At 73.9% G+C, this 25,802-nt stretch carries 25 protein-coding genes; 5 read left to right on the forward strand and 20 right to left on the reverse strand.

Annotation, left to right across the window (positions count from 1 at the left end; translation table 11 throughout):
- Window positions 1-230 precede the first annotated feature (230 nt).
- Window positions 231-491 carry a hypothetical protein gene (locus IMZ35_RS32280; protein ID WP_199442799.1) on the reverse strand — a complete coding sequence of 87 codons (261 nt, stop codon included), beginning with the start codon at window positions 489-491 and terminating at the stop codon, window positions 231-233.
- 129 nt (window positions 492-620) lie between these two features.
- Window positions 621-2,309: an alkaline phosphatase family protein gene (locus IMZ35_RS20795; RefSeq protein ID WP_229372791.1), complete on the reverse strand. Its 1,689-nt coding sequence runs from the start codon at window positions 2,307-2,309 to the stop codon at window positions 621-623.
- Between the two features lie 152 nt (window positions 2,310-2,461).
- Between IMZ35_RS20795 and IMZ35_RS20800 the strand changes: the two genes are divergently transcribed.
- Window positions 2,462-3,145 (forward strand): RibD family protein, encoded by a 684-nt coding sequence (locus tag IMZ35_RS20800; RefSeq protein WP_199442800.1) that lies wholly within the window; start codon window positions 2,462-2,464, stop codon window positions 3,143-3,145.
- Here the strand turns inward: IMZ35_RS20800 and IMZ35_RS20805 are convergent.
- Window positions 3,142-3,534, reverse strand: coding sequence for a DoxX family protein (locus IMZ35_RS20805; protein WP_199442801.1), 393 nt, complete (start codon window positions 3,532-3,534; stop codon window positions 3,142-3,144). The two genes, IMZ35_RS20800 and IMZ35_RS20805, sit on opposite strands and share 4 nt — an antisense overlap.
- Window positions 3,527-4,255: a CDP-alcohol phosphatidyltransferase family protein gene (locus IMZ35_RS20810; RefSeq protein WP_199442802.1), complete on the reverse strand. Its 729-nt coding sequence runs from the start codon at window positions 4,253-4,255 to the stop codon at window positions 3,527-3,529. The genes IMZ35_RS20805 and IMZ35_RS20810 overlap by 8 nt, the downstream gene beginning before the upstream one ends.
- A 44-nt stretch (window positions 4,256-4,299) precedes the next feature.
- Here IMZ35_RS20810 and IMZ35_RS20815 point away from each other — a divergent pair, with 44 nt between their 5' ends.
- Window positions 4,300-5,280 (forward strand): zinc-dependent alcohol dehydrogenase, encoded by a 981-nt coding sequence (locus IMZ35_RS20815; RefSeq protein ID WP_199442803.1) that lies wholly within the window; start codon window positions 4,300-4,302, stop codon window positions 5,278-5,280.
- On the forward strand, window positions 5,270-5,980 hold the full coding sequence (locus tag IMZ35_RS20820) for a creatininase family protein (protein WP_307868505.1): 711 nt from the start codon (window positions 5,270-5,272) through the stop codon (window positions 5,978-5,980). The genes IMZ35_RS20815 and IMZ35_RS20820 overlap by 11 nt, the downstream gene beginning before the upstream one ends.
- On the opposite strand, the gene IMZ35_RS20825 is transcribed toward IMZ35_RS20820, so the two are convergent.
- The 4 genes from IMZ35_RS20825 to IMZ35_RS20840 are packed head-to-tail and all read right to left on the reverse strand — an operon-like array spanning window position 5,903 to window position 9,166.
- Window positions 5,903-6,880: a lysylphosphatidylglycerol synthase transmembrane domain-containing protein gene (locus IMZ35_RS20825; protein WP_199442804.1), complete on the reverse strand. Its 978-nt coding sequence runs from the start codon at window positions 6,878-6,880 to the stop codon at window positions 5,903-5,905. The two genes, IMZ35_RS20820 and IMZ35_RS20825, sit on opposite strands and share 78 nt — an antisense overlap.
- Window positions 6,880-7,695, reverse strand: coding sequence for a class I SAM-dependent methyltransferase (locus IMZ35_RS20830; RefSeq protein WP_199442805.1), 816 nt, complete (start codon window positions 7,693-7,695; stop codon window positions 6,880-6,882). The genes IMZ35_RS20825 and IMZ35_RS20830 overlap by 1 nt, the downstream gene beginning before the upstream one ends.
- Window positions 7,692-8,765 carry a glycosyltransferase family 4 protein gene (locus IMZ35_RS20835; RefSeq protein ID WP_199442927.1) on the reverse strand — a complete coding sequence of 358 codons (1,074 nt, stop codon included), beginning with the start codon at window positions 8,763-8,765 and terminating at the stop codon, window positions 7,692-7,694. Before IMZ35_RS20835 ends, IMZ35_RS20830 begins: the two co-directional genes overlap by 4 nt.
- A gap of 2 nt (window positions 8,766-8,767) precedes the next feature.
- Complete coding sequence (locus IMZ35_RS20840) at window positions 8,768-9,166, reverse strand: 6-pyruvoyl trahydropterin synthase family protein (protein ID WP_199442928.1); 399 nt, start codon at window positions 9,164-9,166, stop codon at window positions 8,768-8,770.
- 91 nt (window positions 9,167-9,257) lie between these two features.
- Between IMZ35_RS20840 and ribA the strand changes: the two genes are divergently transcribed.
- Window positions 9,258-9,905: a GTP cyclohydrolase II gene (gene ribA, locus IMZ35_RS20845; protein ID WP_199442806.1), complete on the forward strand. Its 648-nt coding sequence runs from the start codon at window positions 9,258-9,260 to the stop codon at window positions 9,903-9,905.
- A 47-nt stretch (window positions 9,906-9,952) separates the two neighbouring features.
- Here the strand turns inward: ribA and IMZ35_RS20850 are convergent, their stop codons facing one another.
- The 4 genes from IMZ35_RS20850 to IMZ35_RS20865 form a co-directional block, all read right to left on the reverse strand.
- Entirely contained in the window at window positions 9,953-10,303 is a 351-nt protein-coding gene (locus IMZ35_RS20850; protein WP_199442807.1) for a DoxX family protein, read from the reverse strand.
- Between the two features lie 261 nt (window positions 10,304-10,564).
- Window positions 10,565-12,886: an SseB family protein gene (locus IMZ35_RS20855; protein WP_199442808.1), complete on the reverse strand. Its 2,322-nt coding sequence runs from the start codon at window positions 12,884-12,886 to the stop codon at window positions 10,565-10,567.
- Window positions 12,883-13,857: a nucleoside hydrolase gene (locus IMZ35_RS20860; protein ID WP_199442809.1), complete on the reverse strand. Its 975-nt coding sequence runs from the start codon at window positions 13,855-13,857 to the stop codon at window positions 12,883-12,885. Before IMZ35_RS20860 ends, IMZ35_RS20855 begins: the two co-directional genes overlap by 4 nt.
- Entirely contained in the window at window positions 13,854-16,760 is a 2,907-nt protein-coding gene (locus IMZ35_RS20865; protein ID WP_199442810.1) for a scabin-related ADP-ribosyltransferase, read from the reverse strand. The genes IMZ35_RS20860 and IMZ35_RS20865 overlap by 4 nt, the downstream gene beginning before the upstream one ends.
- Window positions 16,761-17,859: 1,099 nt before the next feature.
- On the opposite strand from IMZ35_RS20865, the gene IMZ35_RS20870 reads away from it, so the two are divergent.
- Complete coding sequence (locus IMZ35_RS20870) at window positions 17,860-18,462, forward strand: hypothetical protein (RefSeq protein WP_199442811.1); 603 nt, start codon at window positions 17,860-17,862, stop codon at window positions 18,460-18,462.
- Between the two features lie 172 nt (window positions 18,463-18,634).
- On the opposite strand, the gene IMZ35_RS20875 is transcribed toward IMZ35_RS20870, so the two are convergent.
- The 8 genes from IMZ35_RS20875 to IMZ35_RS20910 form a co-directional block, all read right to left on the reverse strand.
- The gene (locus tag IMZ35_RS20875) at window positions 18,635-19,468 is read right to left on the reverse strand and encodes a WXG100 family type VII secretion target (protein ID WP_199442812.1); all 834 of its coding nucleotides are present in this window, start codon (window positions 19,466-19,468) and stop codon (window positions 18,635-18,637) included.
- A 7-nt stretch (window positions 19,469-19,475) separates the two neighbouring features.
- Complete coding sequence (locus IMZ35_RS20880) at window positions 19,476-19,970, reverse strand: YbaB/EbfC family nucleoid-associated protein (RefSeq protein ID WP_199442813.1); 495 nt, start codon at window positions 19,968-19,970, stop codon at window positions 19,476-19,478.
- A 355-nt stretch (window positions 19,971-20,325) separates the two neighbouring features.
- Complete coding sequence (locus IMZ35_RS20885; protein WP_199442814.1) at window positions 20,326-21,552, reverse strand: cytochrome P450; 1,227 nt, start codon at window positions 21,550-21,552, stop codon at window positions 20,326-20,328.
- A gap of 43 nt (window positions 21,553-21,595) precedes the next feature.
- Window positions 21,596-22,387, reverse strand: coding sequence for an ABC transporter permease (locus tag IMZ35_RS20890; protein WP_199442815.1), 792 nt, complete (start codon window positions 22,385-22,387; stop codon window positions 21,596-21,598).
- Window positions 22,384-23,340 (reverse strand): ATP-binding cassette domain-containing protein, encoded by a 957-nt coding sequence (locus IMZ35_RS20895; RefSeq protein ID WP_199442816.1) that lies wholly within the window; start codon window positions 23,338-23,340, stop codon window positions 22,384-22,386. The genes IMZ35_RS20890 and IMZ35_RS20895 overlap by 4 nt, the downstream gene beginning before the upstream one ends.
- A 19-nt stretch (window positions 23,341-23,359) precedes the next feature.
- The gene (locus IMZ35_RS20900) at window positions 23,360-24,208 is read right to left on the reverse strand and encodes a DUF4097 family beta strand repeat-containing protein (protein ID WP_199442817.1); all 849 of its coding nucleotides are present in this window, start codon (window positions 24,206-24,208) and stop codon (window positions 23,360-23,362) included.
- Between the two features lie 82 nt (window positions 24,209-24,290).
- A complete protein-coding gene (locus tag IMZ35_RS20905; protein ID WP_199442818.1) occupies window positions 24,291-24,842 on the reverse strand; it encodes a type II toxin -antitoxin system TacA 1-like antitoxin in 552 nt (183 codons plus the stop codon).
- Between the two features lie 219 nt (window positions 24,843-25,061).
- Window positions 25,062-25,736, reverse strand: a complete 675-nt coding sequence (locus IMZ35_RS20910) for a hypothetical protein (protein ID WP_307868509.1) — start codon at window positions 25,734-25,736, stop codon at window positions 25,062-25,064.
- Window positions 25,737-25,802 lie beyond the last annotated feature (66 nt).

Below are 25,802 nucleotides of genomic sequence, written 5' to 3' on the forward strand. Positions count from 1 at the left end.
CGAGCGCGTGGGGTACGACGAGCCGGGGGCCGTGCTCGCGCTGTGGCTGGAGTCCGCGGGCGGCGGCCTGCGGGTCGGTCACGCCGGGCCGTGGCTCGCCGCCGTCGAGGACTGGTCGGGCGTCGACGCCGAGCGGCGCGCGACGGCCTCGCTGCACCGGGACCCCCACTACGGCGACCGGGCGCAGGACCTCGTCGTGATCGCGCACCTCGCCGCTCCGGACGAGATCGTCACCGCGCTGCGGGGCGCTGCTGACCGACGAGGAGCTGGCGCAGGGCTCCGAACTGCTCCTCGACGACCCGTTCGGCGAGTGGCACGAGGACCCGTGCGTCGACGCGGAGGTCGACGACCTCGCGCGCACCACCGAGAAGGAAGAGCGGTGAAACCGGGAATCCACCCCGACCACCACCCGTGGTGTTCCAGGACTCCTCGACGGGCGCGACGTTCCCGGCGCGGTGGAAGGCCACCGCGCCGGGCCTCGTCCCGGTCACCGCGCCCGACGGTCGCGCGCTGCGGGTGCCGCGCCGTATCGTGGCCGCACACCGCCGCGGCCTGCTGTGATCAGTCCACTGCGGACGGACACACCGGACCGATCCGGGTGACCTCCCCCTCCGGAGAGGTCACCCGGCCTCCGGGGAGCGCGGCCCGAAGGCCGTCAGGAAGTCGTCGCGGAACGTGCTCATCGGCCGCACCGGGGCGTGCGGGCCCGGCTTGAGGCCGTCGTCCCAGTTCCACCCGGAGACGCGGTCCAGGACGGCGGGGTCGCGGGCGACGATCGAGATCGGCACGTCCCGGCTCGCCCCCTCCCCGGTGACGAGCTGGTTCGGCTGGTGGTCGCCGAGCAGGACGAGCACGAGGTCGTCGCCGCCGAAGGTCTCCACGTAGGACACCAGGGTGTTCAGCGAGTACTCCACGGAACGTCCGTAGTCGGCGCGCACCACGGCCGGGTCGCGGCCGAAGATCGCCTGCGGCGCGTCGTTGCCCGAGGGCATCGTGCGGTAGACCGAGCCGTCGCCGACCTCGTCCCAGCCGAGCGGGCGGGGCAGCGGCGACCAGGGCGCGTGACTGGTCAGCAGCGGGATCGTCGCCATGACCGGCGCGTGGTCCGGGTCCGCGCGCTCCAGCCGCTGGAACGCGGAGAGCGTGTACTGGTCGGGCATGGTGGCGTAGCTGAAGCGCGGCCCCCGGTAGCCGAGGTCGTTCGCCGTGTAGACCGGGTCGTAGCCGAAGAACTCGCTCTCCGGCCACGCCTGCGTGATGCCCGGCACGACGCCGACCGACCGCCAGTTCGCGCGCCGGAAGGCCTCGTTGAGGGTCAGCCGGTCGCTGGCGACGGTGCTGCGGTAGCGCTGCTGGTTGTCCACCCACAGACCGGACAGGAGCGTCGTCTGGGCCAGCCAGCTGCCGCCGCCGGTCGTCGGCGAGGTGAGGAAGGCGCTGCGGGAGTCGTACCCGGCCGCGCGCAGCCGCCGGGTGCCGTCGTCGAGCACCGCGCCGACGCCCGGCGCCAGCTCGGGGTGCTCGACCGCCACGCGCCCGTAGCTCTCGACGAAGGCGAGCACGACGTCCTTGCCGCGCAACGCGGTGAGCAGCTCCTCGCCCGGGGTGTCGCGGAACGCGTCGACGGCGGACTCGACCGCGAAGTCCTCCCGGTCGTGCAAGCTCGCGCGGACCTGGCGCGCGTGGTCGCGGACGAACAGCGCCGCGCTGTCGGAGGCCACCGGAACTCCGGGCGCGAGGTGCAGACCCGGTGCCGCGCAGGCGGTCCAGGCGACCGCGAGCACCACGAAGGCGCGGGTCGACGCCAGCCGGTGCCGGGTCGCGACCCGGCTCAGCCGCAGCACCGCCAGCGCCGTGAGGACGATCACGGCGAGCACCAGCAGCACGGCCGCGCCCACGGTGCCGACCGCGGCGGCCTCGCCGACCGTCACCGCGACGTAGTCCACTCCCGGTGCGAGCAGCGGCCAGTCCAGGACCAGGTCGAACGGCCGGTAGAGCACCACGTCGAAGCCCGTGTCCACCACCTTGACCACGATCAGCAGTCCGAGGGCCGCGCCGATCAGCAGCGCCACCACGTGCCGCAGCCGCGCCGGGACCACGAGGACGAGCCCCAGCCCGAGGAGGGCCTCCACCGGGATGCGCGCGAACGCCGCCGGCGTGAAGCGCTCCAGGTCGCTGGGCGCGACGAGACCGAACAGGACGAGCAGTCCGGCCAGGACGGTGGTCGTCCACGCCGCGACCAGGTGCCGCCGGCCGCCGCGTCCGGCGACGCCGTCCACCACGTCGCTCTGGATCTCGTGCGTCGTCATGCCGTCCTCCGTGATCACCCGCCGACGAGGAGGCGTCGGCGGCACTGACCGGGTAAACGCGCCGACGGCCGGGGTGGTTCAGCGCACACGTGCGGCCACCGTCCGGTGGGTACCGTGTCGGACAGATCTCACCACGACGAAACGGAGAGCCCGTGCCGCGCCCGTACGTCCTGCTCAGCGTCGCCGCCAGTGTGGACGGCCACATCGACGACCGGAGCGAGCAGCGGTTCCCCCTCTCCAACGCCGGCGACTTCGACCGCGTCGACGAGATCCGCGCGGAGTCGGACGCCATCCTCGTCGGCGCGGAGACGGTGCGCCGGGACAACCCGCGCCTCCTGGTCACCAGCGCCGAGCGGCGGGCCGCACGGGTGGCGGACGGGCTGCCCGAGCACCCGCTGAAGGTGACCCTGACCAGCAGCGGCGACCTCGACCCGGAGTTCAGGTTCTGGCACTGCGGTGGTCAGAAGCTGGTCTACAGCACGGACTCCGCGCGCGACGCGGTATCGGCGGGGCTGGGCGGGCTGGCCGAGGTCGTCCCGCTGGGACCGGTCATCGCCTTCGACGCCCTCCTGGACGACCTCGGCGGCCGCGGTGTGCGGCGGCTCATGGTCGAGGGCGGCGGCGGCGTGCACACCGCGTTCCTGTCCGCCGGCCTGGCCGACGAGATCCGGCTCGCGGTCGCGCCGCTGCTGATCGGCCAGGCCACCGCGCCGCGCTTCCTCAACCCCGCCGAGTTCCCCGGCGGACCCGCGCGGCGGTTGCACTTGGAGGACGTCACGCGGATCGGGGACGTCGCCGTGCTGCGCTACTTCCCCAAGCGATCGAGCGAGGTCTAGGACCGCAGGCGGGCCAGCAGGTCCAGCACGGTGTCGCGGCGGAAGAACGCCACCACCGCGCTCAGCGCCAGCAGGATCGCCGGCAGGCTCGCGTCCCCCCTCGCCACCAGGAACAGCTCGGTGACGACGGCGCCCGCCATCACGCCCACCAGCCCGAGGGCGGCCAGCCCCGCCAGGCGCGGGATCAGCAGGCCGAGCCCACCGGCGATCTCCAGCGTCCCGGTGACGTACCGCAGCCACTGCCCGACGCCGATCTCGTCGAACTTCCGCACGAAGCCGTCGCCGAACAGCGAGTACCCGCTGTGCACGAAGTAGGCGGCGAGCAGGATCTGCACACCCCACAGCACGATGTTTCCGACGGTGCGCACGGCACCCGCTCGATCAGACATGGCGGCATCCTGTCACCACTGCGGCTCCGTTCCGCCACAACCAGAGGACGTCCCGCCCGAAGGACCACACGAGTGTGCCCAGTGCGAGCGCGACCAGCGCGGTGCTGCCCGGCACGATCCCCGACGCGGCGACGACGAGCACGACGCCCTGCACCGCGGCCACGGTCTTGCGGGCGAAGCTCGGCGGCAGGTCGGCGCGCAGCCAGCGCAGCCGGCGCGCAGCCACGACGAAGGCGTAGCGCATCAGGCCGATCGCCAGCACCCACGGCCCGAGCGCGAAGGCCAGGTGCACGCTCAGCACCAGGATGAGGAAGGCGTCGACCTCCATGTCGAAGCGCGCGCCCAGCGGGGACGAGGTGCCGGTGCTCCTGGCGACCCGGCCGTCCACGAAGTCGAGCGCGAGCGCGACGGCCGCGAGCGCGACGAGGAGCGCCGTGGGCACGTCGTGACCGGCGCGGTCCACGACCAGCGCGGTGACACCGCCGACGAGCACCCCCCTGGCCAGCGTGACCCGGTCGGCCGGTCCGAGCGCGGCGCCCGCCCGGTTCAGCGCGGCGCCGAGCAGGGTCCGCGTGGCGAGGGCGTGCGCGACGCCGACGAGCGCGCCCAGCGGGCCCAGCCCCACCGCGGCCGCGAGCGCGCTCAGCAGGAGGACCTGGGCGGCGGCCCACACGACGGGTTCCTGCACGGCCGGTGTCGTTCTGTGCTGAAGTGTGATCATCGTGCCCCTCGGCGACGGCCCCCTCAGACGGAGGTTCTCTACCCATGACACGTGCGGACAGGGCCCTGTGGTTCACCTCGGCGGGAAGAGCCGAGATCAGGCCGGTCGAGCTGCCCGAACCCGGACCGGGCGACGTCCTGGTCCGCGCGCTGCACTCCGGAGTCAGCCGGGGGACGGAGACGCTCGTCCTGCGCGGCGGTGTGCCGGAGAGCCAGCACGACGTGATGCGGGCACCCTTCCAGGAGGGCGACTTCCCGTGGCCGGTCAAGTACGGCTACCTCAACGTCGGCGTGGTCGAGCGCGGACCGCAGGACCTGCTCGGCCGCACGGTCTTCTGCCTCTACCCGCACCAGACCCGGTACGTCGTCCCCGCGCGGGCCGTGACGCCCGTGCCGGACGCGGTGCCCGCGGCGCGGGCCGTGCTGGCCGGGACGGTGGAGACCGCCGTGAACGCGGTGTGGGACGCGGCCCCGCTGGTCGGCGACCGGATCGCGGTCGTCGGAGGCGGGATGGTCGGGTGCAGCGTCGCCGCGGTGCTGGCCCGGTTCCCCGGTGCGAGGGTGGAACTGGTCGACGCCGATCCCGCGCGCGCCGCCGTCGCCGACGCGCTGGGCGTCGGCTTCGCGCTGCCCGAGCACGCGAGGGGCGGCTGCGACCTCGTGGTGCACGCCAGCGCCACCGCGGCCGGACTCGCGCGGTCGCTGGAGCTGCTCGCGCCGGAGGGCACCGTCGTGGAGCTGAGCTGGTACGGCGACCAGCGGGTCGCCGTGCCGCTGGGCGAGTTCTTCCACTCCCGCCGGCTCACCGTGCGCAGCAGCCAGGTGGGCACGATCGGCCGGGCGGGGCGCACCTTCGCCGAGCGGATGTCGCTCGCGCTCGACCTGCTCGCCGACCCCGTCTTCGACGCGCTGATCACCGGGGAGAGCGGCTTCGACGACCTGCCCGAGGTGCTGCCCCGGATCGCGAGCGGCGAGCTCCCGGCGCTGTGCCACCGGATTGATTACGGTCACACCCGTGAACGGTGACGAGTACCTGCTCCCGCTGACCACCACCGTCGACGTGCGCGACCGCGCGGCGGCGGTGGCGGTGCTCCCCGTCGGCAGCCTCGAACAGCACGGCGCGCACCTGCCGCTGGTGACCGACACCGTGATCGCCTGCACCATCGCCGCGGAGATCGCCGCGGCGCACCCGGTGCAGCTCCTGCCGCCGGTGACGATCTCCTGCTCGCACGAGCACGCCGCGTGGCCGGGAACGGTGAGCATCTCGGCGAGCACGCTGTACGCGGTGGTGCGCGACGTCGCCGAGTCGCTGCGCCGCTCCGGGGTGCCGCGCCTGGTCGTCGTCAACGGGCACGGCGGGAACTACGTGCTGTCGAACGTCGTCCAGGAGTCCGGCGGCGCGATGGCGCTGTTCCCCGCCTCGCGGGACTGGGCCCTCGCGCGCGCCGCGGCGGGGATCGAGACGCCGAGCAACAGCGACATGCACGCCGGTGAGGTGGAGACGTCGATCCTGCTGCACGCCCACCCGGCCCTGGTGCGGCCGGGCCACGACACGGGCGACCACCTCGCCGACGACCGGCGGCACCTGCTGACGACCGGCCTGGCCCCGTACACGGAGTCCGGTGTCGTCGGGCGTCCCTCGCTGGCCTCAGCCGGCAAGGGGAAGGAGCTGCTCGCGGCGCTGGTCGAGTCGTTCGGGGAGCACCTCGCGGTCCTGCGCGGGTAGCCGGCGGCGGAACAGCACCAGGACGCCGGGCAGTCCGGCGATCGTGGCGAGCACCCCGTAGACCACGCCGGTGGTGAGACCCTGCGCGGCTCCCAGGCCGACCGCGCCGAACGCCACCGCCAGGAACGCCTCGCGCGGCCCCCAGCCGCCGACGTTGACCGGCAGCGCCATGACCAGCAGCGCCAGCACGACCAGCGGAACGAGCGTGCCGAGCGGCGCCGACGACCCGGCGGTCCTGGCCGCGACGAGGAACAGCGCGACGTGCCCGGCGACGGTCGCCGCGGACAGCAGCACCACCGGGGGCAGCGTGTCGCGGGAGAGCAGGCCGCGACGGGCGTCCGCACCCGTCGTGAGCAGGGCGCGGCGCAGCGCGGGAACGCGTCCCCGGCCGAGGACGGCGAGTCCGAGGACGGCGACGAGGAGCACGGCCGCGGCCGCGAGCAGGACGCCGCCGCCCGTGACCAGCGTCGGCAGCAGCTCGGGGTGCGCGAGCAGCACGACGACCCCGACGGCGACGAGGACCACCTGGCCCGCGCCCCGCTCGAAGACGACGGCGCGGACGCCCCGGCCGACGTCACCCGACCGCTGGCCGTGGTGCACCGCGCGGTGCACGTCGCCGAGGACCCCGGCGGGGAGCACCGCGTTGAGCAGCAGGCCGCGGTAGTAGTCCGCCACGGCGGTGCGCAGCGGCAGCCGCAGGCCGAGCCCGCGCGCCACCACGCACCAGCGCCACGCGCTGAACACCGTGGTCAGCAGGCCGATGCCGAGGGCGGCGAGCACCGACCGCGCGTCGATCGCGCGCAGCCCGTCGGTGAACGCGCCGGTGCCCAGCCGCCAGCCCAGCGCCACCAGGACACCGGCCGCCAGGAGCAGTCGCAGCCACGGCCAGAGCCGCCGCATCACGCCGCTCCGGGCAGGGCCAGCAGGTCGGTGTGGTGGACCACGGCCCCGAGGTCCCCGGCGAGCCGTCGCTCCAGGTAGGCGGGTGCCTCCGCGGCGAGGTGCGGCTCCTGCTCGCAGGCCGCGCCGACCCAGCCGCGCAGCCACTCCCCCGTCAGCGCGGCGTCACCGGGACCGAGCCGCCACGGGCTCGACCGCGTGATCACCGCGGCGCCGAGGGCCTGGAACGCCGCGGCGGTGACCTCGACGGCGTCCGGTCCGAGCAGGCGGCGGCCGTCGTCCGTGCGCCGCTGGTGGGCGTTGAAGGCCGCGGTGAACTCGGCGTCGAGCGCCTCGGCCGGGTCGAGCTCCACCCGTCCGGCGACCGAGAGCGTCAGCAGCGCCGGACAGCCCGCGCCGACGCACGCCTCGGCCAGTCCGGCCACCTCGTCCGCGGTGAGCAGGTCCAGCAGCGCGGACGCCGTGACCAGCGAGGTCCCCGCGAGGTCGTCGGCGCGCAGCGCGGTGAGATCGCCCTGCCGCGTCTCGACGGTGACCCCCTCCTCGCGCGTCATCGCCGCACCGGCCAGAGCGAGCAGGCGGGGGTCGCGGTCGTGCAGCACCCAGTGCTGCGGACCGTCGAGCCGTCCGGTGAGCCATCGTCCCATCGATCCCGTTCCACACCCGAGGTCACGGACGACGAGGGGGGTTCGGTTCATCCCGATCACCGCCGGGGCCCGGCCCAGGGTCTCGCGCAGCGGGTCGAGCAGGTCCGCCGCCCGCGCCTCGGCGTCGGCCCTCTCGCGCAGTGCCAGCCATTCCGGAGCGAAGGTCATCGGCGCAGCCTAGCCAGGAGGGTCGCCGCGGCGTGCGTGGATTCGTCCCAGGTGGACAGGGAGTCGCGGCGTCGCCGCGCCGAGCTCCGCAGGTCGCGCCGCAGGGAACCGTCGGTGAGCCAGCGCCGCAGCGCCTCGGCGAGCGCTCCGGCGTCCCCCGCGGGCACGAGCAGTCCGGGGACGGTGCCGTCGTCGTCCCGCCCGAGGGTGTCCGGGACGCCGCTGACCGCCGTGGCCAGCACCGGGACTCCCCGCGCGAGCGCCTCGGTCACGACCATGCCGAAGGTCTCGGCGCGCGAGGGCAGCACCAGCAGGTCGGCGGCGGCGTACGCGGCGGCCAGCGGTGCGCCGGTGAGCGGGCCGGACCAGCGCACCCGGTTGCCGAGGCCGTGCCGCTCGACCAGACCGCGCACCCGAGCCACGTGGGCCGGATCGCGGCTGTGCGGACCGGCGAACTCGCAGCTCCACGGCAGGTCGGCGACGGCCGCCAGGGCGTCGACCAGCAGGTCGTGGCCCTTGCGCGGTGTCACCGAGGCGACGCAGAGCAGTCGCGCCGGGGCGTTCGTCCCCGGCGCGAGCGGGGCCGGGTCGGTGCCCGGCGGAACCGTGTGCACCCGGCTCGGGGCCAGTCCGTGGTGCTCGACCAGCCGCCGCGCCGCCCACGGGCTCGTCGCCACGACCGCGCTCGCGGCGCGCAGCGTCTCCCGCTCGGCGGCGTCCAGCTCCGCGGCGAGCGCGGGTGCCAGTCCGGTCTCGTCCGCCAGCGGCAGGTGCACCAGCACCACCAGCCGCAACCGCTCGGCGTGCGGCGCCACGACGTCGGGAACACCGCAGGCCACGAGGCCGTCGAGCAGCACGACCGCGCCGTCCCGGCACTCCGCGAGCACCCGGCCCAGCTCGGCGCGAGCGGCGGTGCCGGGGCGCGGCCACGCCCCGGCGAGCGCCGTCTCGCGGACCGGGACACCCAGCGCCACCAGGCCGTCGCAGATCCGGCGGTCGTAGACGTTGCCGCCGCTGGGCACCGTCGGATCGTCGACGTCACCCGGCAGGACGACGTGCACCGGGTCCACGGTCACAGGGCGCGTTCGTAGCTCGCCCACGCGACGTGCGACTCGTGCAGCGTGACCGCGATCCCGGACAGCCCGCGCGCGCCCTCGCCCAGCGCGCCCTCGTGCACGCGGTCGGCGAGCCGGTCGGCGATGAACTTCGCCAGGAACTCCGTCGAGGTGTTGACACCCGCGAAGGCGGGCTCCTCGTCCAGGTTGCGGTAGTTGAAGGCCGACAGCACGTCGCGCAGCTGCTCGGTGGCGAGTCCGATGTCGACCACGATGTTGTCGGAGTCCAGTTCGGTCCGGTTGAACCGTGCGTCCACCACGAACGTTGCCCCGTGCAGGCGTTGCGCAGGACCGAACACGTCACCGCGGAAGCTGTGGGCGACCATCACGTGATCACGAACAGTGATGCTGAACAGGGTGACCTCCACGGTGTGAGCGAGTTACGGTACGTCGTCGGACCGAAGCGTAGTGAACGATCAGAACGCGCGTGGGTGATGAGGGGACCGGATGCACGAGCAAACCATCAGTCACGAGCACATCGCCGAATCCGATCTGGTGACGCGTCGCGGCACGTTCCGCGCCGTCGCGTTCCGAGCGGACGGACACGAGCACATGGCGCTCGTCCACGGCAGGACGAGGATGCGCGAGAACGTGCTCGTCCGCGTGCACTCGGAGTGCATGACCGGTGACATCTTCGGCGCGATGCGCTGCGAGTGCGGTGAACAGCTCGACGCGGCGCTGGACCGGATCGTCGACGAGGGCAGCGGTGTGCTGGTGTACCTGCGGGGACACGAGGGCCGGGGCATCGGTCTGGTCGCCAAGGTGCGCACGCACGTCCTGCAGGACGAGCAGGGTCTGGACACAGTGGATTCGGCGACGACGCTGGGTCTGCCCGTGGACACGAGGGACTACTGGCCGGCGGCAGCGGTGCTCAAGCACCTGCAGATCCGGTCGGTCAGGCTGATGTCGAACAACCCGGACAAGGTCCGGGCGTTGGAGGAGCACGGCGTCGTGGTGGCGGCGCGCGTGCCGATCCTGGTTCCGGCGAACGACCACAACGTGGGATACCTGACGGCGAAGCGCAACCGGATGGGCCACGACCTGCCGCAGGTGGACGTCTTCACCCCCGACCTGCCGAGGACGGCGGAGCGCTGACGAGGGCCGGGCACCTCGCGACGCGGGTGCCCGGCCCTCCGTTCCGATCAGACGGTCCGCACCCCGAGGACCAGCGCGGCGACGGCGAGGAGCAGCAGCACCGCGGGCACGGGCAGTCCCTTGACGTCCTTGACGCGCAGGTGCGCGATGACCGCGCCCACGAAGTAGAGCACCACGCCGACCGCGGCGGCGATGCCGAGCGGCCGGTAGGCGATGCCGACCAGCAGCCCCACCGCACCGGCGATCTCCAGCGCGGCGAGCCGCGGGAACCAGGTCAGCGGCACGCCGGCCCCGGTCAGGCTGGCGACGATCTTCTCGTCCCGGACGAGCTTCCCGCGGCCGGAGACGAGCAGCACGAACGCCAGCAGAACGGCGACGACCACGTAGGCGGTGAACATGGTTCTCCTGAGTGAGAGTGCGTGACGTGGACGGTGCGGCATCCGGTGTGGACGGCCGCGCTCCCGCTCGGCCGGTGAGCCGAACCGTCGCCAGCATTCTTACTCTCAGATGATCTGCAAAGCAACTCATTCCACGTGACGGTCCTCGCCCGAGCCGTCGAGCGCCGGTCGACGGCGGGGAGCGCGGTGGACGTCGCGGACGAGGAGCGGACCGCACCCCGTCCGGTCACGGCACTCTGTCCCCGTCCGGATCAGCACCGATCACGTGGTGCCCGCGGCCACCTGCGCCAGGTGCTCGCCGCGGATGTCCGCTCCGACCGCTCCCCCCGCGTTCACCAGCACCAGAACACCCGGCAGCACGGACAGCAGCGACCGCAGCGACACCTGACCGGGCTGGACGTCGGGCGGGAGGTGGCGGAACGAGCTGTAGACCGGGAGGACGCGGTTGCCCTGCGCGTCCAGCAGGATCTCCGGGTCGCCCTCGGACGTGGTCCAGAAGACCGCTTCCAGCGCCGGTGCCAGCAGGGCCTCGTAGGGCAGCCATCCGGCCGTGACCAGGTTGAGGACCTCCTCGAACTGGGTCTCCGGCTCGGGCAGGCCCAGGCGGCGCGGGCCGGGACGGTACTGGTCGTTGCGCCACGTCTCGCCGGTCAGTTCGCCGTCCGGACCCACCGCGTACGCGCCGAACAGGGTCGGCGTGGGCGCGCCGTCGACGTAGCGCGGATCGATCTCCGGATCGGCGCACCACAGCCAGCCACCGGGGAACTTCTTCGCCTCGGCGCGCATCGCCTCCGTCACCGGCGGCAGACCGGGGTGGGGCGGTGCGGCGGGGGTGTACTGCGGGTCGAACATCCTGTGCACTTCGGCGGCCGCGCGCTCGACCAGGTCCCGGTCGCGCGGCAGACCCGGCAGGCCGGGAACTCCGTGCCTGGCGCCGATCAGGGCGCCCACCAGGGCCGCGGTGAGCGGATCGGACGACGCGGCGGCCAGTGCCGCGGCCGGGTCGTGGCCCAGCTTCGCCGCGATCAGCAGCACCCGCTCCCACGGGTCGTCCAGACCGCTCAGCTGCTCCCGCAGCGGGACCTCGCGCTGTTCCCGCAGCGCGACGACGTGCGGGTACACGCCCAGCTCCGCCAGCGCCACGTGCGTCGCCCTGGAGAACGCCCCGCGGTCGAAGACCCGGTCGAACACCGGGCTGATGCGGTCGTCCCAGCCCTCTCGGGCCATCCACGGGTCGCCCGACACGGCCGCCGCGACGAAGGCGATCACCTCCGGCACGGGCTCGGCCGCGGGCACGAGCGCGTCGAGCCAGCCCGCGGGGCGAACTATCCAGCTGAGGCTCATCGGCACCTCGTCGAACCGGTCGGCGGCTGCCCGCACGAGGTCGTCGCTCAACCTCACCAGGCCGGCGGTGAGCGTGCCGTCGCCGCCCGCGGCGGACTCGCCGAGCGCGAAGCCGACGTACGCGCCCACGACCCACGTCCAGCTGTGCGGCTGGGTGCCGAGGTAGTCCCACTCGCCGGCCCGGCCGAGCGTGGGCACCTGTCGCATGGGCTTGCCCTGGTCGTCCCAGGCCAGCTGGGCGGAGGGCGGCGGCGGCTCCGGCCTGTGCAACGCCTGCCACGTGATCGCCTCGGTGAGCGCTTCGCGATCGCGGCCCTCGATCGCGAAGCCGCTGGCCAGGGCCTCGTCGTGCCGCTCGAAGATGCGCACCCGGACCACCTTCGACGTGTGGGGCGGATTCTGGGCACCCAGGGCCGTGGCGGCGGCGATCACCGCGTCGGTCCACGCGGGATCGAACTCGGGAACTTCGCGGACCACCGCGGCCGGCTGCGGGAACGGCTCGGGCCACCGGTGCAGGAAGTCGGCGATCTCCTTGTTCAACCCGATCTCCATCGGGTGGCCGGGGTTGATCCGGACCTGGTCCGCCTGCATCGTGGTGAGCAGCTCGCGGACACCGGTCTCGCGCCACCTCCAGGTGCGGGGCGGGAACCGCAGCCGGGAGCTGTACGCCTCCACCCAGCTCCGTCCCTCCTCCTCGCGCGTCCCCAGGACGTACACGGTGATGTCGAGGAGCCCGGCGAAGAGCGCGGGGTCGTCCCCCAGCCAGCCGCAGTGGTGGTAGGCGAGCATCTTGTCCGCGGGGGTCTGCGGGGCGGGCCACCCGAGCCACACCGGGCCCGGCAGGTACTCGGAGTTGCGGCGGAACTCGTCGGAGCCCTCGGCGCGCAGCCAGCCCAGCACGGCGGCGGGCGGAACTCCGAGGTGCGCGAACGTCTCCCGGTCCCACTCCGGGTCCACGACCGCGAGGTCCGGCCCCGGCGCGGGCCAGAACTCCGGCACGCCCCGCGACCACGGTGACAGCGGGCCGGGGTGGACGAACCGCCGGGGCTGCCCGCCGTCGTCGGGCACCTCGACGGCGGGCAGGGGGACGAGGACGTCGTCCACGGCGTCGTACGGCACGTACCACTGGCCACGCACCAGGACCACGTCGTCGACGAGGATCCGGAGCCGCTCGGCGTCGGCTCCGTGGGTGCGCCGGATCCAGTCGTGGGCGGCGGAGATCGCGTTCTCGCGGTTCATCGGACCGTTCCTCGTGTCAGTGCGGCGTCGAACCCGCGGCCGAGCCAGCCCAGGAAGGCCGGGTAGTCGGCCTTGACGCTGAGCCGGACCAGGTGGCCGTCGGGCGCGGTGGTCATCCTGCCGATCTCGTCGAGCACGACCCGTTCCCGCAGCAGCCCCACGTGCGGCAGCTGGAGCGCGGCGGCCAGGGTCAGGGCGTCGTGCTGGATCGTGCCGGGGTGGAAGCGCTGGAACCACCGGTCCAGGTGTGCGGCGACCAGCCGGGCCCACTCGGGCGCGGCCGGGTCGGCGAGACGGCGGTGCAGGCCGGAGCCCTCGGTGATCTCGATCTGCGGGGTGAACGTGGTGTCCGACAGGACCAGCTTGGGCAGCACGGCGGCGCGCAGCAGGACGGCGGCGGCGGCGGGGTCGACGCGGAAGTTGTGCTCGGCGCGTTCGGGGTCGCGGTAGTTCAGCGCCCCGCCCATCTGCGTGACGACGAGCCGTCCGGCGAGGTCGGGTCGCGTGGTGAGCACCTCGGCGAGGTTCGTCACCGGTCCCAGACCGGCCCAGCGCACCCGCCCGGAGGCCGCCGCGCACACCGCGGCCACGGCGTCCACGACACCGGTCGGCTGCGCGGGAACGGAATCCGGCACGAGCCCGTCGACGCAGTCCAGCCGCGTGTTGCCCAGGTCGGCTCCGGCCACCACCGGCACGTCGGCGCGGCCCAGCAGGTCGAGCAGGTGCCGCACGAACCTCGCCCGCCGCCCGCCCAGCTCGTCCACGGTGGTCACCAGCGCCAGGGTCGGCTCCGCGGCGGCCAGGACCAGCGCGACCGCGTCGTCCGGATCACCGCCCGCGTCGGTGTCCACGATCAGCGGCGCACCGGCCTGCGACGGCGGGAACGGATCTCCGGACACGGTCTGCGGCAGCCCGGCCCGGCCGGCCAGGTCGATCAGGGCCCGGCGCTCCTCGTTCAGCTCCTCGCTCACGGCGTCCCCTCCCGCAGTCGTTCGGCGAACTCGACCCGTTCCCGGATCGTCGGCAGTGCCGCGAACTCCGTCCACACGCGACGTCGCTCCTCCGGACCGAGATCCCGCACGGCGCTCTCGACCACCGTCACCGCGCCCTTGTCACCGCGGCGCACCAGCGAGTCCAGCACCTCGCGCAGCCGCGGATCGGTGTCCGGGTCGCCCGCCACCCAGGACCGCACCCGGTCGCGACCGCGCTCGGCGGAGGCCGCCAGCTCCTCGCGCCACGGCCCGCCCCCGGCCCGCCGCGCCGCCGCCTCCTCCGCCACGTCCACGACCGCGCGCAGGCTCACCGCCTTGGCGCCCTCGCGCACGGCCGGGTCGGTGAACGGCTCGGCCACCACGACCGGGTTGAGGCCGGACAGCGGGTCCGGTTCGAACCGCTGCGGCTGCTGCACGGGCCCGTGCTCGTCGATCCTGCGCGGACTGGACATGGTGCCGTGCAACGTCTCCTCGACGACGCCGATCGCGTCCTGGTGGGCGAAGGTGCGGCCGGGGTCGCCCGGCAGTTCGGTCAGCGGCCGGCCACCGCCGTCCTCCGGCCCGAGGTCGACCAGGTACCCCTTCTTGGCGTCCGGGTGCGGATCGCCGGGCGACTGCCCGTGGAAGGCGTAGTGGCCGCGGAACTCCGGGTCCGGGTAGGCGGCGGTCAGCATCTCCTGCACGGTGCCCTTGTAGCTGGTGTCGACCAGGCTGATGCCGCCCTCGCGCAGGACCGGCACCCCGGCGGCGTCGAGGTAGTCGGTCAGGCGGTCGAACGCGCCGGGCACGTCCTCCTCGGCGACCTTCTTGCGCAGCCGGTAGTCGTCGATCGCGCTGAGGTCGCGGGCCGGGTCGTTGCGCTCGACGTCGCGCAGCGCGGCCTCCACCACGGCGCGCGACAGCACGACCTCGCTGGCGTGCCCGTCGAAGAACTCCGGGTCCAGCGCGCGGCTGGCCAGCGCCAGGCTGTGCCCGTCGCGGCCCAGGAAGACCACCCGGTGCGACGGGTCGGCGGCCACCAGCGCCGTCAGGTCGTCGTGCATGCGCGCGGCCACGTCGACGACGATCGGCGCCGTGCTGTCGCGCGCCACGTCGTAGGTGTCGGCCAGGGCCTGCCGCTGCGCGGGATCGGTGATGCCCAGCCCGTCGGCCACCTCGTCCACGGCCGCGTCCCGCTGCTCCTGCCGCTCCTGCGGCGACGCGCCGTAGCCGCCGTCGTCGGCGACGTCCGCGTGCGCGGTCTCGTCGACGTGGTCGGCGGACAGCAGCCGCACGTCCGTCGCGTCCGGAGGAAGCACGGCGAGCCGGCCGGTCTGCGGGTCCGCGTACACCACGCCGTCCTCGGTGTGCGCGATCCGGACGACGTGCCCGAGCGTCCGGCCCTCCTCGTCGGTGTGGCGGAACGCGACCGCGCCGCGCGAACCGACCGGGGTGTCCGCCATCGCCGTGCTGACGGCGTCGAAGTCGCGGTGACTGGTCCACAGACCGCCCAGCGCCTCCCGGACGCGGCTCAGCGTGCCCAGGGTGGCGACGTCCTCCGGCTTCGTCGGCTTCGCCTCGACCGGATCGCCCTGGTGACGGCGCTCGTCGGCGATCATCGCTTCGACGCAGTTCGTGGCGTAGCCGTCCTCGTACGGCCTGTGCGCGTTGTGGGCGTTGACCTGCTCGATGCCGGGGAACGCCCGGTCCAGGACCTCCCGCTGGCGCGCTTGGTCGCCGGTACCGGCGTGGACCACGGGCGGCGGCGGTTCCACGGGCCTTCCGGCGAGCAGCCGCACGGTGCGGCTGTTCGGGTCGACGGGGCTGTCGTCCCACGCGGGCACGGCCTGGTGCGCGTCCTGGTCGGGGACGTGCTGGTCCCGATCGGGTTCCGGCTCCGGTTCCGGCTGCTCGTGGTCGTCAGCTGCCCGCTGGTCGTCGGCCCGAGGGGCGTCGTCTCCGTGCTGCTCGTCGGGTCTCGGGTCCGGGAAGTCGGGATCGTACCGCCGCAGGCTCTCGGGAATCTCGGGCGCGGTGTCGCGACGACCGCCGATGTAGTGCTCGTTCGGGATGAACGGTCCGAGGTAGCGCTCCCCCCGGTGGTTCAGCTTGACCTTGTGCCAGCCCTCGACGTACCGGTGGTCGACACCACCGGCGAAGAGGACCTCGTCCTCCTGGTAGCGCGGCCCGGTGTCGCCGGCGCGGTTCAGGCTGGCGTCGCCGAGGATGCCCTCCGGTGCCTTGATCCGGTACACGTAACCGCTGATGGGGGAGCCGAAGATGATGGCGGTGTCGGCTCTGGTGGAGGTGCTGACGAACGTGTTCGTGCCGCCGTGGACGTGATCGCGCAGGCCCACGGGCACGGGCTCGCCCTTGGAGTCCGACCGGTCCACGGGCCGGAACCCGCCGTCGGCGAGGATCTCCTCGGGCGAGCGGGAGTCGCCGCGGAACAGGACGTTCGCGTCGTCCCGCCAGTCGTCGACCTTCCGCACGACGGGGGTGACGCCGAAGGTCGCGGGGTCGACGCGCTCCAGCGCGACCGGCGGCTCCGTGCGCCCGTCCGGCCGGACGGGGTCGGGCTGCGGCACCTGATCCGGCCGCTGCCGGGGCGGTGCGCCGACCTGGTCCGGCGACTGCCGGGAGGGCGGCAGCACGCCGCGGCCAGCGGGCGTCGACTGGTGGACGGGCACGTCCGACCGCGTGACGGGCGGCGGCTGGTACACCGGCACGTCCGACCGCGCGGCGGGCGGCGGCTGGTACACCGGCACGTCCGACCGCGCGCTGGGCGCAGGTGCGACCGGGTGCTGCGGCGGCGGCACGTACGGCGTGAAGCCCCCGTCGTGCCGCGGTGCCGGTGTCGGCCGGCCGTGCTGGCGCGGCGGCGGACCGCTCGGCTGCGGCACCGGGGAAAGCGGGCGGCCGTACTGCGTCCGGGGGTCGACGGGGGGCCGGGCGGAACCGTTCTGGGGGTTCCCGCCGACCCACGGGCCGGGCCCGTTCCCCGGCGTGCCGGGGAACGGGCCACCGGGGTGCGGTCCTCCGGGGTGCGGTCCTCCGGGGTGCGGCCCACCGAGGTGCGGTCCTCCGGGGTGCGGCCCACCGGGGTGCGGCCCACCGGGGTGCGGCCCACCAGGGTGCGGCCCACCGAAGTGCGGCCCACCGGGGTGCGGCCCCGGTCGCGGGGCCGGTCCGGTGCTCGGCTGCCCGTTCGGACCGGTCCACGGCGCGGGGCCGTTCGTTCCCGGCCGAACTGATGGCGGCGGTGCGCCACCGGGGGTGCCCGTGTGGCGAGGTGCGCCGTACCCGCGCGGGTCGCCCTGCGGCACGCCCCGGTCCGGGCGGTACCAGCCCGGACCGACGGCCTGCGGCGGACCCGGAGGGAATCCGCCCGTCGGACGAGGCGCGCTCCCTCCGTGCCCCGGCGCTCCGGCTGGACGAGGCGCTGTCCTCGGGTCCGGCGCTCCGCTCCCGGCGCGGGGAGCGCCGGACGCCGTGCCCGGCGCGTCGCCCCCGGCCCTCGGCGCACCGGGCGCTCCGCCCGGTACGGTCTGCCGGCCCCGCGGCGCGACGCCGCCGTTCGGCGGGCCGGAAACCGAGCCCAGCGCGGTGTGCCCGGCGGCCGGAGCTGGCCTGCCAGCTCCGGCCGCCCACCCGGCCATCGGGGCACCGGAGGTCGTACCGGGCGCGGTCCTCCCGGCTCCCGGTCCGCCAGGAGACGCGCTCGGCGCAGCCCTGCCAGCGGTCGGCGCACCGGAACTCGCACCAGGCCCGCTCTGCCCGACGGTCGGCGCACCGGACGGCACGCCCCTCCCGGCACCGGGCCCGCTCTGCCCTGCACTCGGCACACCGGAAGCCGCACCCGGCGCAGGCCTGCCCACCCCCGGAGCACGGGAACCCGCACCCGGCCCGCTCTGCCCGGCGCTCGGCACACCGGAAGCCGCACCCGGCGCGGGCCTGCCCGCCCCCGGAGCACTCCACCCGGCACCCGGCGCACCGGGTGCCGTGCTCGGCGCCGTCCTCCCCGCAGTCGGCACGCCGGGGTTCGCGCCCGGCACGGCTCTTCCGGCGACCGGCGTGCCGGGTGCCGTGATCGGCGTGGCCCTCCCGACGACCGGTGCGCCCGAGGGCGCGCTCGGCGTGGTCCTCGCGGTGACCTGCGCACCGGGAGCGGGCCGGGCGCTGCCGGGTGCTCCGCTCGGCGGAGCGGCGGCCCTCGGTCCGGGGGGAAGCGGTGCCCCGGCGCCGGGCGGCAGACCCCCAGGGCCTCCAGCGGCGGTCGGTGCGGCGGCCCGGCGGCCACCCCCGCCGGTGGTGGTCGAGGACGACGGCGCGCTGGAGGGGCGGTTCGCCGGGGCGGGATCGCCGACCTGCCCCGCGACGCCCCGCAGCGACGTCGCTCCGGCCCGGTCGTTGTCGCGGGCCGTCCGGGCGGCCGTCCTGGTCTTCTCGCCCGCGTTGTCCGCCGCGGTGGCCGCCTTCTCCGCACCGCCGCGCGCGGTCGCGATGGCCCGGTCGGCCTGGACCATCGCGACCTGGCCGAACACACCTGCGCCGCTCTGGCTGGCGTTGATGTTCAACCTGGCCGCGACGCCGGTGCGCACCTGATCACCGCGTCCGGCGATGCGACCGCCCAACGTCTCCACGGCGTCCGGGTCCATCCGGAAACCACGGCCACCGGTCCCGCCCGGAGAGCCCGAACTCGGGGTCTGCGACGACGACCTGCCGCTGTCACCGCCGTGGTGCGAGGACGAGCCGCGGTCACCTCCGCGCCGAGACATCAGGCGTTGGCCGGCGGCATCTCGTAGGGCGTGACCGCGTCGTAGGCGGTCTTGGCGTGGCCGCCGTGCTCGGCGAACCTCTCCAGGCCCTTGATCAGGCCGTTCATCTTCTCCGCGAGCTGGGCCATCCGGCCGCCCATGCGGGCCATCGCCGCGCCCAGCCTCGTGAGCCGTCCCGCCATCGTGGTCGCCAGCATCGCCGCCCTGGTGCCCGCGAAACCGGCGAACGCCGCCACGGAGCTGCCCAGGGTGACCACGGCGGACGCGGCGGCGATCAGCGCACCCGCGATCAGCTCGCCCAGCAGGTCGGAGATCCAGCCGAACACCAGGGAACGCAGCTCGCAGACCAGCGCGCCGGACAGGGCGTAGATCGCGGCGGTACCGTCCATCGTGGACCCGAGGGCCTCGTACTCGGCCGCCATCTGCTCCATCTGGGCGCGGAACGCGTCACCGGCGTCGCCCTCCCAGTCCTCGGCCCCCCGCACGTCCTCCTGGTGCTCCCTGGCGAGGAGCTTCATCTCCAGCGCGGCGGTCTTGAGCTGGTCCACGTTGGCGTTGATCTCGTCCGGGTCGCCCAGCAGCGCGTCCAGCGGCTCGCGGACGAAGCTGACGTGCTCCAGCAGCCAGCCCACGCCCGCCGACGCCAGGGAGCCGAGCGGGTTCGCCGCGGTGGACACCAGGTCCACCACCACCCCGGCCCCGCCGAGAGCGACGTCGATGACGTCGACGCCCTCCCCCTCCGACTCCGCGGTCAGCGAGTCGACGAGACCGTTGACGCTGTCGACCACACCCGCGCCCGTGGACCAGGTGGTGGTGCTCGCCTCTTCGGACACGATCGTCTCACCGGTCCCTGAAGATGGACTCGTCGCTGAAGTCGCCGTCGTCGGAGCCGGGACGCGGCGCGGGCTTGCGCGGTGGCGGGTCGCGGCGGGCCCGCGCCTCCGCGTCGAGCTCCTGCTCGAACGCGTAGCGCGGCCGCTCGGGCTCGTCCTCGGCGGGCGGCAGGTGCTCGGTGATGAGCCGGTAGGTCTCCGAGTCGGTTCCGTTGACCGCCTGGAACGTCTCCGCCACCTGCACCGCGGCGGACCGCTGGGCCTGGCGCGCGACGGCCACGATCTCGGTCGCGAGCTGGGTGTGCGACTTGCGCATCGCGTCGGCGCTCAGCCGCACGTCCGTCAGCGCCCCGTTGGGTGCGACGGTCACCGCGACCGCCCCGTCCTTCGAGACCGCCGTGCCCTGCGCTCCGGCCAGTCCCCGCTGGACCGCTTCCGCCTTCTGCTTGGCGTCGGCGATCTTCGCCTCGAACTCGCGCATCCACTCGTCTGGTGTCTTCACCCGCACTCCACCGCCCCCCGACCGCTGCACAGGATGCCACAGGGCGATCCCGCGGACCGGCGAAGCCCCGAACCCCGCCGGGGCGACCGCAGCCGCCGGTGACGAGCCCGGTCCGGCTCGACCTGATCGGGTCGGCGTGATCGGGTCGGCGTGATCGGGTCGGCGTGATCGGGTCGGCGTGATCGTGCGCGACCCGGCGAGCTCCCACGAGCCCGGAGCGACCGCGGCCGCGATGAGCTGAGCGGCGGACGAGGCCCGGCCCCGGATCGCTCGATCCGGGACCGGGCCTCGCGGTCCGGACCACCACCAGGACCGCGGGAGCTCGCGGGCCGTCCGGCCTGCCGGGCCGACGGCGCTACGGGGCCGTGTCCGTCCAGGTGACCGGCAGTTCGTGGACGCCGTAGATGTTCATGTCGGTCTTGAGCCTCACCTCACCGGCGGGAACGGCCAGCTCCAGGCTCGGGAAGCGGCGCAGCAGCCCCTCGAAAGCGGCGTGCATCTCGATGCGGGCCAGTTGCTGACCGAGGCACTGGTGGACGCCGTGGCCGAAGGACAGGTGCCCGCGCGCCTTGCGGTGGACGTCCAGGGCGTCGGGGTTCTCGAAGCGCCGGGGGTCGCGGTTGGCCGCGAGCAGCGAGACGATCACGGTCGATCCCGCCGGGATGGTCTCGTCGCCGAGTTCGACGTCCTCCGCGGCGTAGCGGAAGAAGACGTCGGCGATGGACAGGTAGCGCAGGAGTTCCTCGACGGCAGCGGGCAGCAGCTGCGGATCGGCGCGCAGTTCGGCCAGCTGCTCGGGGTGCTCCAGGAGCGCGAAGGTGCCCAGCCCCAGCACGTTGGCGGTGGTCTCGTGACCCGCGAACAGCAGCAGGAAGGCGATGCCGGTCAGCTCGTCGACGCCGAGGTCGTCGTCGCGGGCCAGGTCGGACAGGATGTCGTCGTCCGGAGCGGCGCGCTTGCGCGTGACCAGCTCGGACAGGTAGCCCGTCAGACCGGTGTAGGCGGCCATCTTCTCCTCCAGCGTCACGTCCTTCTTCACGAACGTGGCGGAGTGGGCCTGGAAGTTCTCCCGCTCGGAGTAGGGGACGCCGAGCAGTTCGCAGATCACCAGCGACGGCACCGGCAGCGCGAACTCCTTCACCAGGTCGACCGGCGGGGTCAGGCGTGCCATCTCCGCCAGCTGCCGCTCGGCGATCTCGACGATGCGCTCTTCGAGCTGCTTCACGCGTCTGACGGTGAAGGCGCCGGTGAGCTTGCGCCGCAACCGGGTGTGGTCCGGCGGGTCCATGGAGATGAACACGCCCGGTTCCGGCGGCGACGGTTCGGTGAAGGTCGGCATGCCGGGGGTCTCGTACGGCACGTGGAGGACGCCGAGGTCCTGGCGGGAGCTGAACCTGGTGTCCGCCAGAACCCGGCGGACCTCGTCGTAGCCGGTGACGAGCCAGCCCTCGTGGCCGTCGGGGAAGATCATCGGGCTGACGGGACGGACCTCGCGCAGCCGGGTGATGGCGCGGGGCGGGTCGAAGGGGCCGGCGTCGCGCTCCATCGGCAGGCCGTGCGGGACCGGAACCGTGTCGCTCATCGGATTTCCTCTCGTGGTGGTGGGGCGATCGGGTGGAGACCGGTCAGCGGGTGGACTCGCGGTTGAACAGCTTCTTCGACCAGAGGTAGCCGACGAGAGCGATCAGGAGGCCCCAGCCGAGCGCGAGGACGCCGTTGTTCCCGACGGGAGTGCCCATCAGCAGGCCGCGCAGGGTCTCGGTGAGCGGGGTGAAGGGCTGGTACTCGGCGAACCAGCGCAGCGCGGTGGGCATCGAGTCGGTGGGGACGAACCCGCTGCCGAGGAACGGGAGCAGGACCAGCGGCAGGCCGACGTTGCTCGCCCCCTCGACGGTGCCGCTCGCCAGGCCGAGGGCCACGGCCAGCCACACCAGGGCGAAGGACATCAGCACCAGCACACCGGCGAGGAGGAACCAGCCGCCGACGCCGGCCGACGGCCGGAACCCGACGAGCAGCGCGACGCCGAGGACGGCGGTGATGGCCAGCACCGTCTGGACGACGCTGCCGACGACGTGTCCGGTGAGGACGGACGTCCTGGCGATGGACATCGTGCGGAACCGGTCGACGATGCCCTCGGTCATGTCCATGGCGACGGAGACCGAGGTGCCCTGGACCGCGGAGGTGATCGTCATCAGGAGGATGGCCGGAGTGACGTAGTCGACGTACTCCGCGCGCCCGCCGGAGGGGCCGCCGATCCCGGCGCCGAGGGTGCCGCCGAAGACGTAGACGAACAGCAGCAGGAAGACGACCGGCATTCCGATGAGCGTCAGCGTCATGGACGGGTAGCGCACCATGCGCTTGAGGTTGCGGCGGAGCATCGTCGCCGAGTCGGTCAGGGCGAGGGCAGCGGTGCTCATCGCGCGGTCACCTTCTGGTTGTCGGGGTTGCCGGTGAGGGCGAGGAAGACGTCGTCGAGGTCGGGGGTGTGCACGCTCAGGGAGTCGACCTCGACCACGTTCTCGTCGAGCCGGCCGAGCAGGGACTTGAGCGATCGGAGGCTGCCGTCGTGCGGCACCCGCAGTGCGAGCGCGTCGCTCTCGCGGGTCGTCCGGCCCACGACGCGCGCGGCGGACTCCAGGGCGCGGGGATCGGTGAACCGCAGCAGGACGTGACCTCCGGGGACACGTCGCTTGAGCTCCTCCGCGGTGCCCCTGGCGACGATCTTCCCGTGGTCGAGCACCGCGATCAGGTCGGCGAGCTCGTCGGCCTCCTCCAGGTACTGGGTGGTGAGGAAGATGGTGACGCCGCTCGCGACGAGTTCCCGCACGATCTGCCAGGTGTTCCGGCGGCTGCGCGGGTCCAGGCCGGTGGTCGGTTCGTCGAGGAAGATCACCTCGGGCGAGCCGACCATGGTCATCGCGAGGTCGAGCCGGCGCCGCATCCCGCCGGAGTAGGTCGCCGCCGGTTTCCCGGCGGCGTCGACCAGGTCGAACTGTTCGAGCAGTTCGGTGGTCCTGCGTCTGCCGGCCACCCGGCCGAGGTGGTGCAGGTCCGCCATCAGCTTCAGGTTCTCCTGGCCGGTCAGCAGGTTGTCGACCGCGGAGAACTGGCCGGTGACGCCGATCGCCGCGCGGACGGCGTCGGGATCGGTGGCGACGTCGTGGCCCGCGATGCGCGCGCTGCCGCCGTCGGCTCCGACCAGGGTGGACAGGATCTTGACCGCCGTGGTCTTGCCGGCGCCGTTCGCGCCGAGCAGGGAGAAGACGGTTCCGGCGGGGACGTGCAGGTCGATCCCGTCGAGCACGACGTGGTCGCCGTAGGACTTGCGCAGTCCGGTGACGGCGATCGCCTGTCGGGGTGGCGTGGTCATGGAAGGTCTCCTTCGGACGTCAGGGACGGCGAACGGTGATGTCGCCGTAGGAGGTGTGCGCACGGACCTCGACCGTCTTCTCCTGCTGGCCCGGCGCGCGGTCGGCGGTGCCCAGCGAGTCGCGCACCCGGCCGTGCCCGGTGTTCAGGTCCAGCCACGTCGCGACGTCGTCGGCGACGGCGATCTCCAGGTCGCCGCAGCCGGTGTTCAGCACGACGACGCCGCGCGCGACCCCGCCGACGCGGATGTCCCCGTTGGCGGTCTTGGCCTCCACCTCGCCGCACGCCCGGTCGACGGAGATGGTGCCGTTGCCCGTGCGGACCCGCAGGTCGCCGGTGACCGTGCCGATGTCGGTGTTGCCGTTGGAGTTCGTGACGACGGCGCCGCCGCCGACCGAGCCGACGCGCACGTGTCCGCTGCCGGTGGCGATCTCGGCGTCGCCACCGATCTCGTCCACGGTGACGTGGCCCGCGGAGGTGTCCAGGCGCAGCGGCCCCGTCCGGTCGAGGCGGACGTGGCCCACCGAGGTCTTGAACCGGCACTCCCCCAGCACGCCGGTGCCGCTGCAGTCGCCCACGGCCATGTCGACGTGCACCCGCGAACCGGCGGGAAGCTCGATCAGCACGTCGACCGACCTGGTCTTCCTGGAGAAGTCGAGCATCCTGGACCGCGGTCCGCGCACCGTGACCTCGCCGCCGGCGAAGTCGACGCGAGTCGCTCGCGCCGCCTCCACGTCCGAGTCGTTCGACTCGTCGCTCGGCCGCACCTGGACGACGGTGTCCGTCCGGTCGCTCGCGACGACGCGCACGTCCCCGACGGCGAGTTCGATCGTCGTGGAGATCGGTTCAGGAGTGGTGAAGACCGGCATGGCTGTCCCCTCAGAACGAGTCAGAAGCTGTCCCCGCGGGTCGGGCGGGGCGAAGAAGAAGAACGGGTGGAAGCCGTGCGCGCTAGCGCGCCCAGCCCGTGTGGTGCTGCCTGGCGCGCTTGCCGCGCCGGGCGGGGTCGAGAGCGTGATCCGGGACCCGCAGCGCGGCGGCGGCCGTCCGGACCAGCCACGCGTTGACGGACCGGCCCTCCGCGGCGGCCGCGTTCTCGATCGCGGCCTTCAGCCGTTCCGGGAGGCGGACGTTGATCCGCACCGCGGGACCGCCCTCGACGTCTGCCGCGGCGTCGCCGACCGGCTCCGGGGTGCGGTCCGAGGTGTCGGCGAGCGGCTGCCCCGCCCCCGGAAGCGTCACGACGAACCGCGCTTCGCGTCCGCTGGAGCACACCCGCACCGAGCCGGGAGCCAGTTCGCGGGTGATCTCGTCGGCGGCGACCGACAGCGCTTCGAGCATCGCGAGCCGGATCGCCGACTCCACCGCCACGGCCTGCTCACCGGTGTCGTCCCCACCGTTTTGAACGACACCGTTTTGAACGGCACCGTTTTGAACGGCACCGTTCTGGACGACGGTCAGCAGCTCGCGGCCGAGGAACTTCACGTGCGGTGCCAGGTTCATGGCATCACTTTGGCACACAGTGGTGCCATACACAAGCCACATGACTCAACACGGCTCAGATTGGCGTCACGCTGGCACCGTGCGCCTCGGCGGCGCCCCCCGGCCGCGCACACGCACGACCGGTGGGGGCCGGCACGACGTGCTGGCCCCCACCGGTCGCACCTGGCGCACGACGCCCGCCGAGGAGAACGCTCCCGGACGCGCGAGCCCTCCGCGTTCCTACGACCGCCGGACGGCGATGTCGGCGGGGAACCGCGGGTTCACCTCGTAGTGGGTGTCGAACTGGCTGCTGAAGCCGGTCACCCGGACGGTCCGCCCCACCGCCAGACCGCTGAGGTCGATGCCGGTCTGCACGTTGACGAAGATCATCAGCTCGCCGGAGCCGTCGTCGACGAAGAACGTGGACCCGTACGGCAGGTCCGACTCCGGAGCGCGGGTGATCCGGCCGGTCACGCGCACCAGCAGCCCCTCCACGGCCTCGCCGACGGCACCGGTGAGCAGGGGCTCGGCGTGGATCGCCGGGCCCCTGCCGCGCACGTGGACCGCCGCCGGATCGGCGGGGACGAGGACGCGCAGCCCGGAGCTGTCGCGCAGCACGCCGGTCACCCGCACCCCCGCGCGGGGCGCGACGCCGAGGTCGACCGCGACGCTCACGTAGATCCCGGCGCTGCGGTCCTGGACGGCGAAGCCCTTGTCGAAGAGGCTGGACTCGAACGCGCCCGACGGGGTGGTGGCCGTGCCCGCGACCGTGACCACCGTGCCGAGCGGCAGGGTCCGCGCCCTGGCGATGGACACCACGTGGTGCGAGGCATCCGCGAGAGCGGGTGGTGCCACACCGGCACAGGCGAGTGCCAGGAGGAGCACCGGGACGACAGCGCGCAGTCGGGAGATCACGGGTCGCTCCAGAGGGGTGACGATGCCGGACCGTTCTCCTGTGACGTCGGCCACCACGCGCAGCGC

The sequence above is a fragment of the Umezawaea beigongshangensis genome, assembly GCF_016464305.1.
GTDB lineage: Bacteria > Actinomycetota > Actinomycetes > Mycobacteriales > Pseudonocardiaceae > Umezawaea_A > Umezawaea_A beigongshangensis.

Excerpts from the sequence above, each read along its gene's own strand:
- IMZ35_RS20795 (WP_229372791.1), bottom strand. The coding sequence starts at position 2,309 with ATGACGACGCACGAGATCCAGAGCGACGTGGTGGACGGCGTCGCCGGA.
- IMZ35_RS20805 (WP_199442801.1), bottom strand. The coding sequence starts at position 3,534 with ATGTCTGATCGAGCGGGTGCCGTGCGCACCGTCGGAAACATCGTGCTG.
- IMZ35_RS20810 (WP_199442802.1), bottom strand. The coding sequence starts at position 4,255 with ATGATCACACTTCAGCACAGAACGACACCGGCCGTGCAGGAACCCGTC.
- IMZ35_RS20815 (WP_199442803.1), top strand. The coding sequence starts at position 4,300 with ATGACACGTGCGGACAGGGCCCTGTGGTTCACCTCGGCGGGAAGAGCC.
- IMZ35_RS20825 (WP_199442804.1), bottom strand. The coding sequence starts at position 6,880 with ATGCGGCGGCTCTGGCCGTGGCTGCGACTGCTCCTGGCGGCCGGTGTC.
- IMZ35_RS20830 (WP_199442805.1), bottom strand. The coding sequence starts at position 7,695 with ATGACCTTCGCTCCGGAATGGCTGGCACTGCGCGAGAGGGCCGACGCC.
- ribA (WP_199442806.1), top strand. The coding sequence starts at position 9,258 with ATGCACGAGCAAACCATCAGTCACGAGCACATCGCCGAATCCGATCTG.
- IMZ35_RS20850 (WP_199442807.1), bottom strand. The coding sequence starts at position 10,303 with ATGTTCACCGCCTACGTGGTCGTCGCCGTTCTGCTGGCGTTCGTGCTG.
- IMZ35_RS20855 (WP_199442808.1), bottom strand. The coding sequence starts at position 12,886 with ATGAACCGCGAGAACGCGATCTCCGCCGCCCACGACTGGATCCGGCGC.
- IMZ35_RS20885 (WP_199442814.1), bottom strand. The coding sequence starts at position 21,552 with ATGAGCGACACGGTTCCGGTCCCGCACGGCCTGCCGATGGAGCGCGAC.
- IMZ35_RS20890 (WP_199442815.1), bottom strand. The coding sequence starts at position 22,387 with ATGAGCACCGCTGCCCTCGCCCTGACCGACTCGGCGACGATGCTCCGC.
- IMZ35_RS20895 (WP_199442816.1), bottom strand. The coding sequence starts at position 23,340 with ATGACCACGCCACCCCGACAGGCGATCGCCGTCACCGGACTGCGCAAG.
- IMZ35_RS20900 (WP_199442817.1), bottom strand. The coding sequence starts at position 24,208 with ATGCCGGTCTTCACCACTCCTGAACCGATCTCCACGACGATCGAACTC.
- IMZ35_RS20905 (WP_199442818.1), bottom strand. The coding sequence starts at position 24,842 with ATGAACCTGGCACCGCACGTGAAGTTCCTCGGCCGCGAGCTGCTGACC.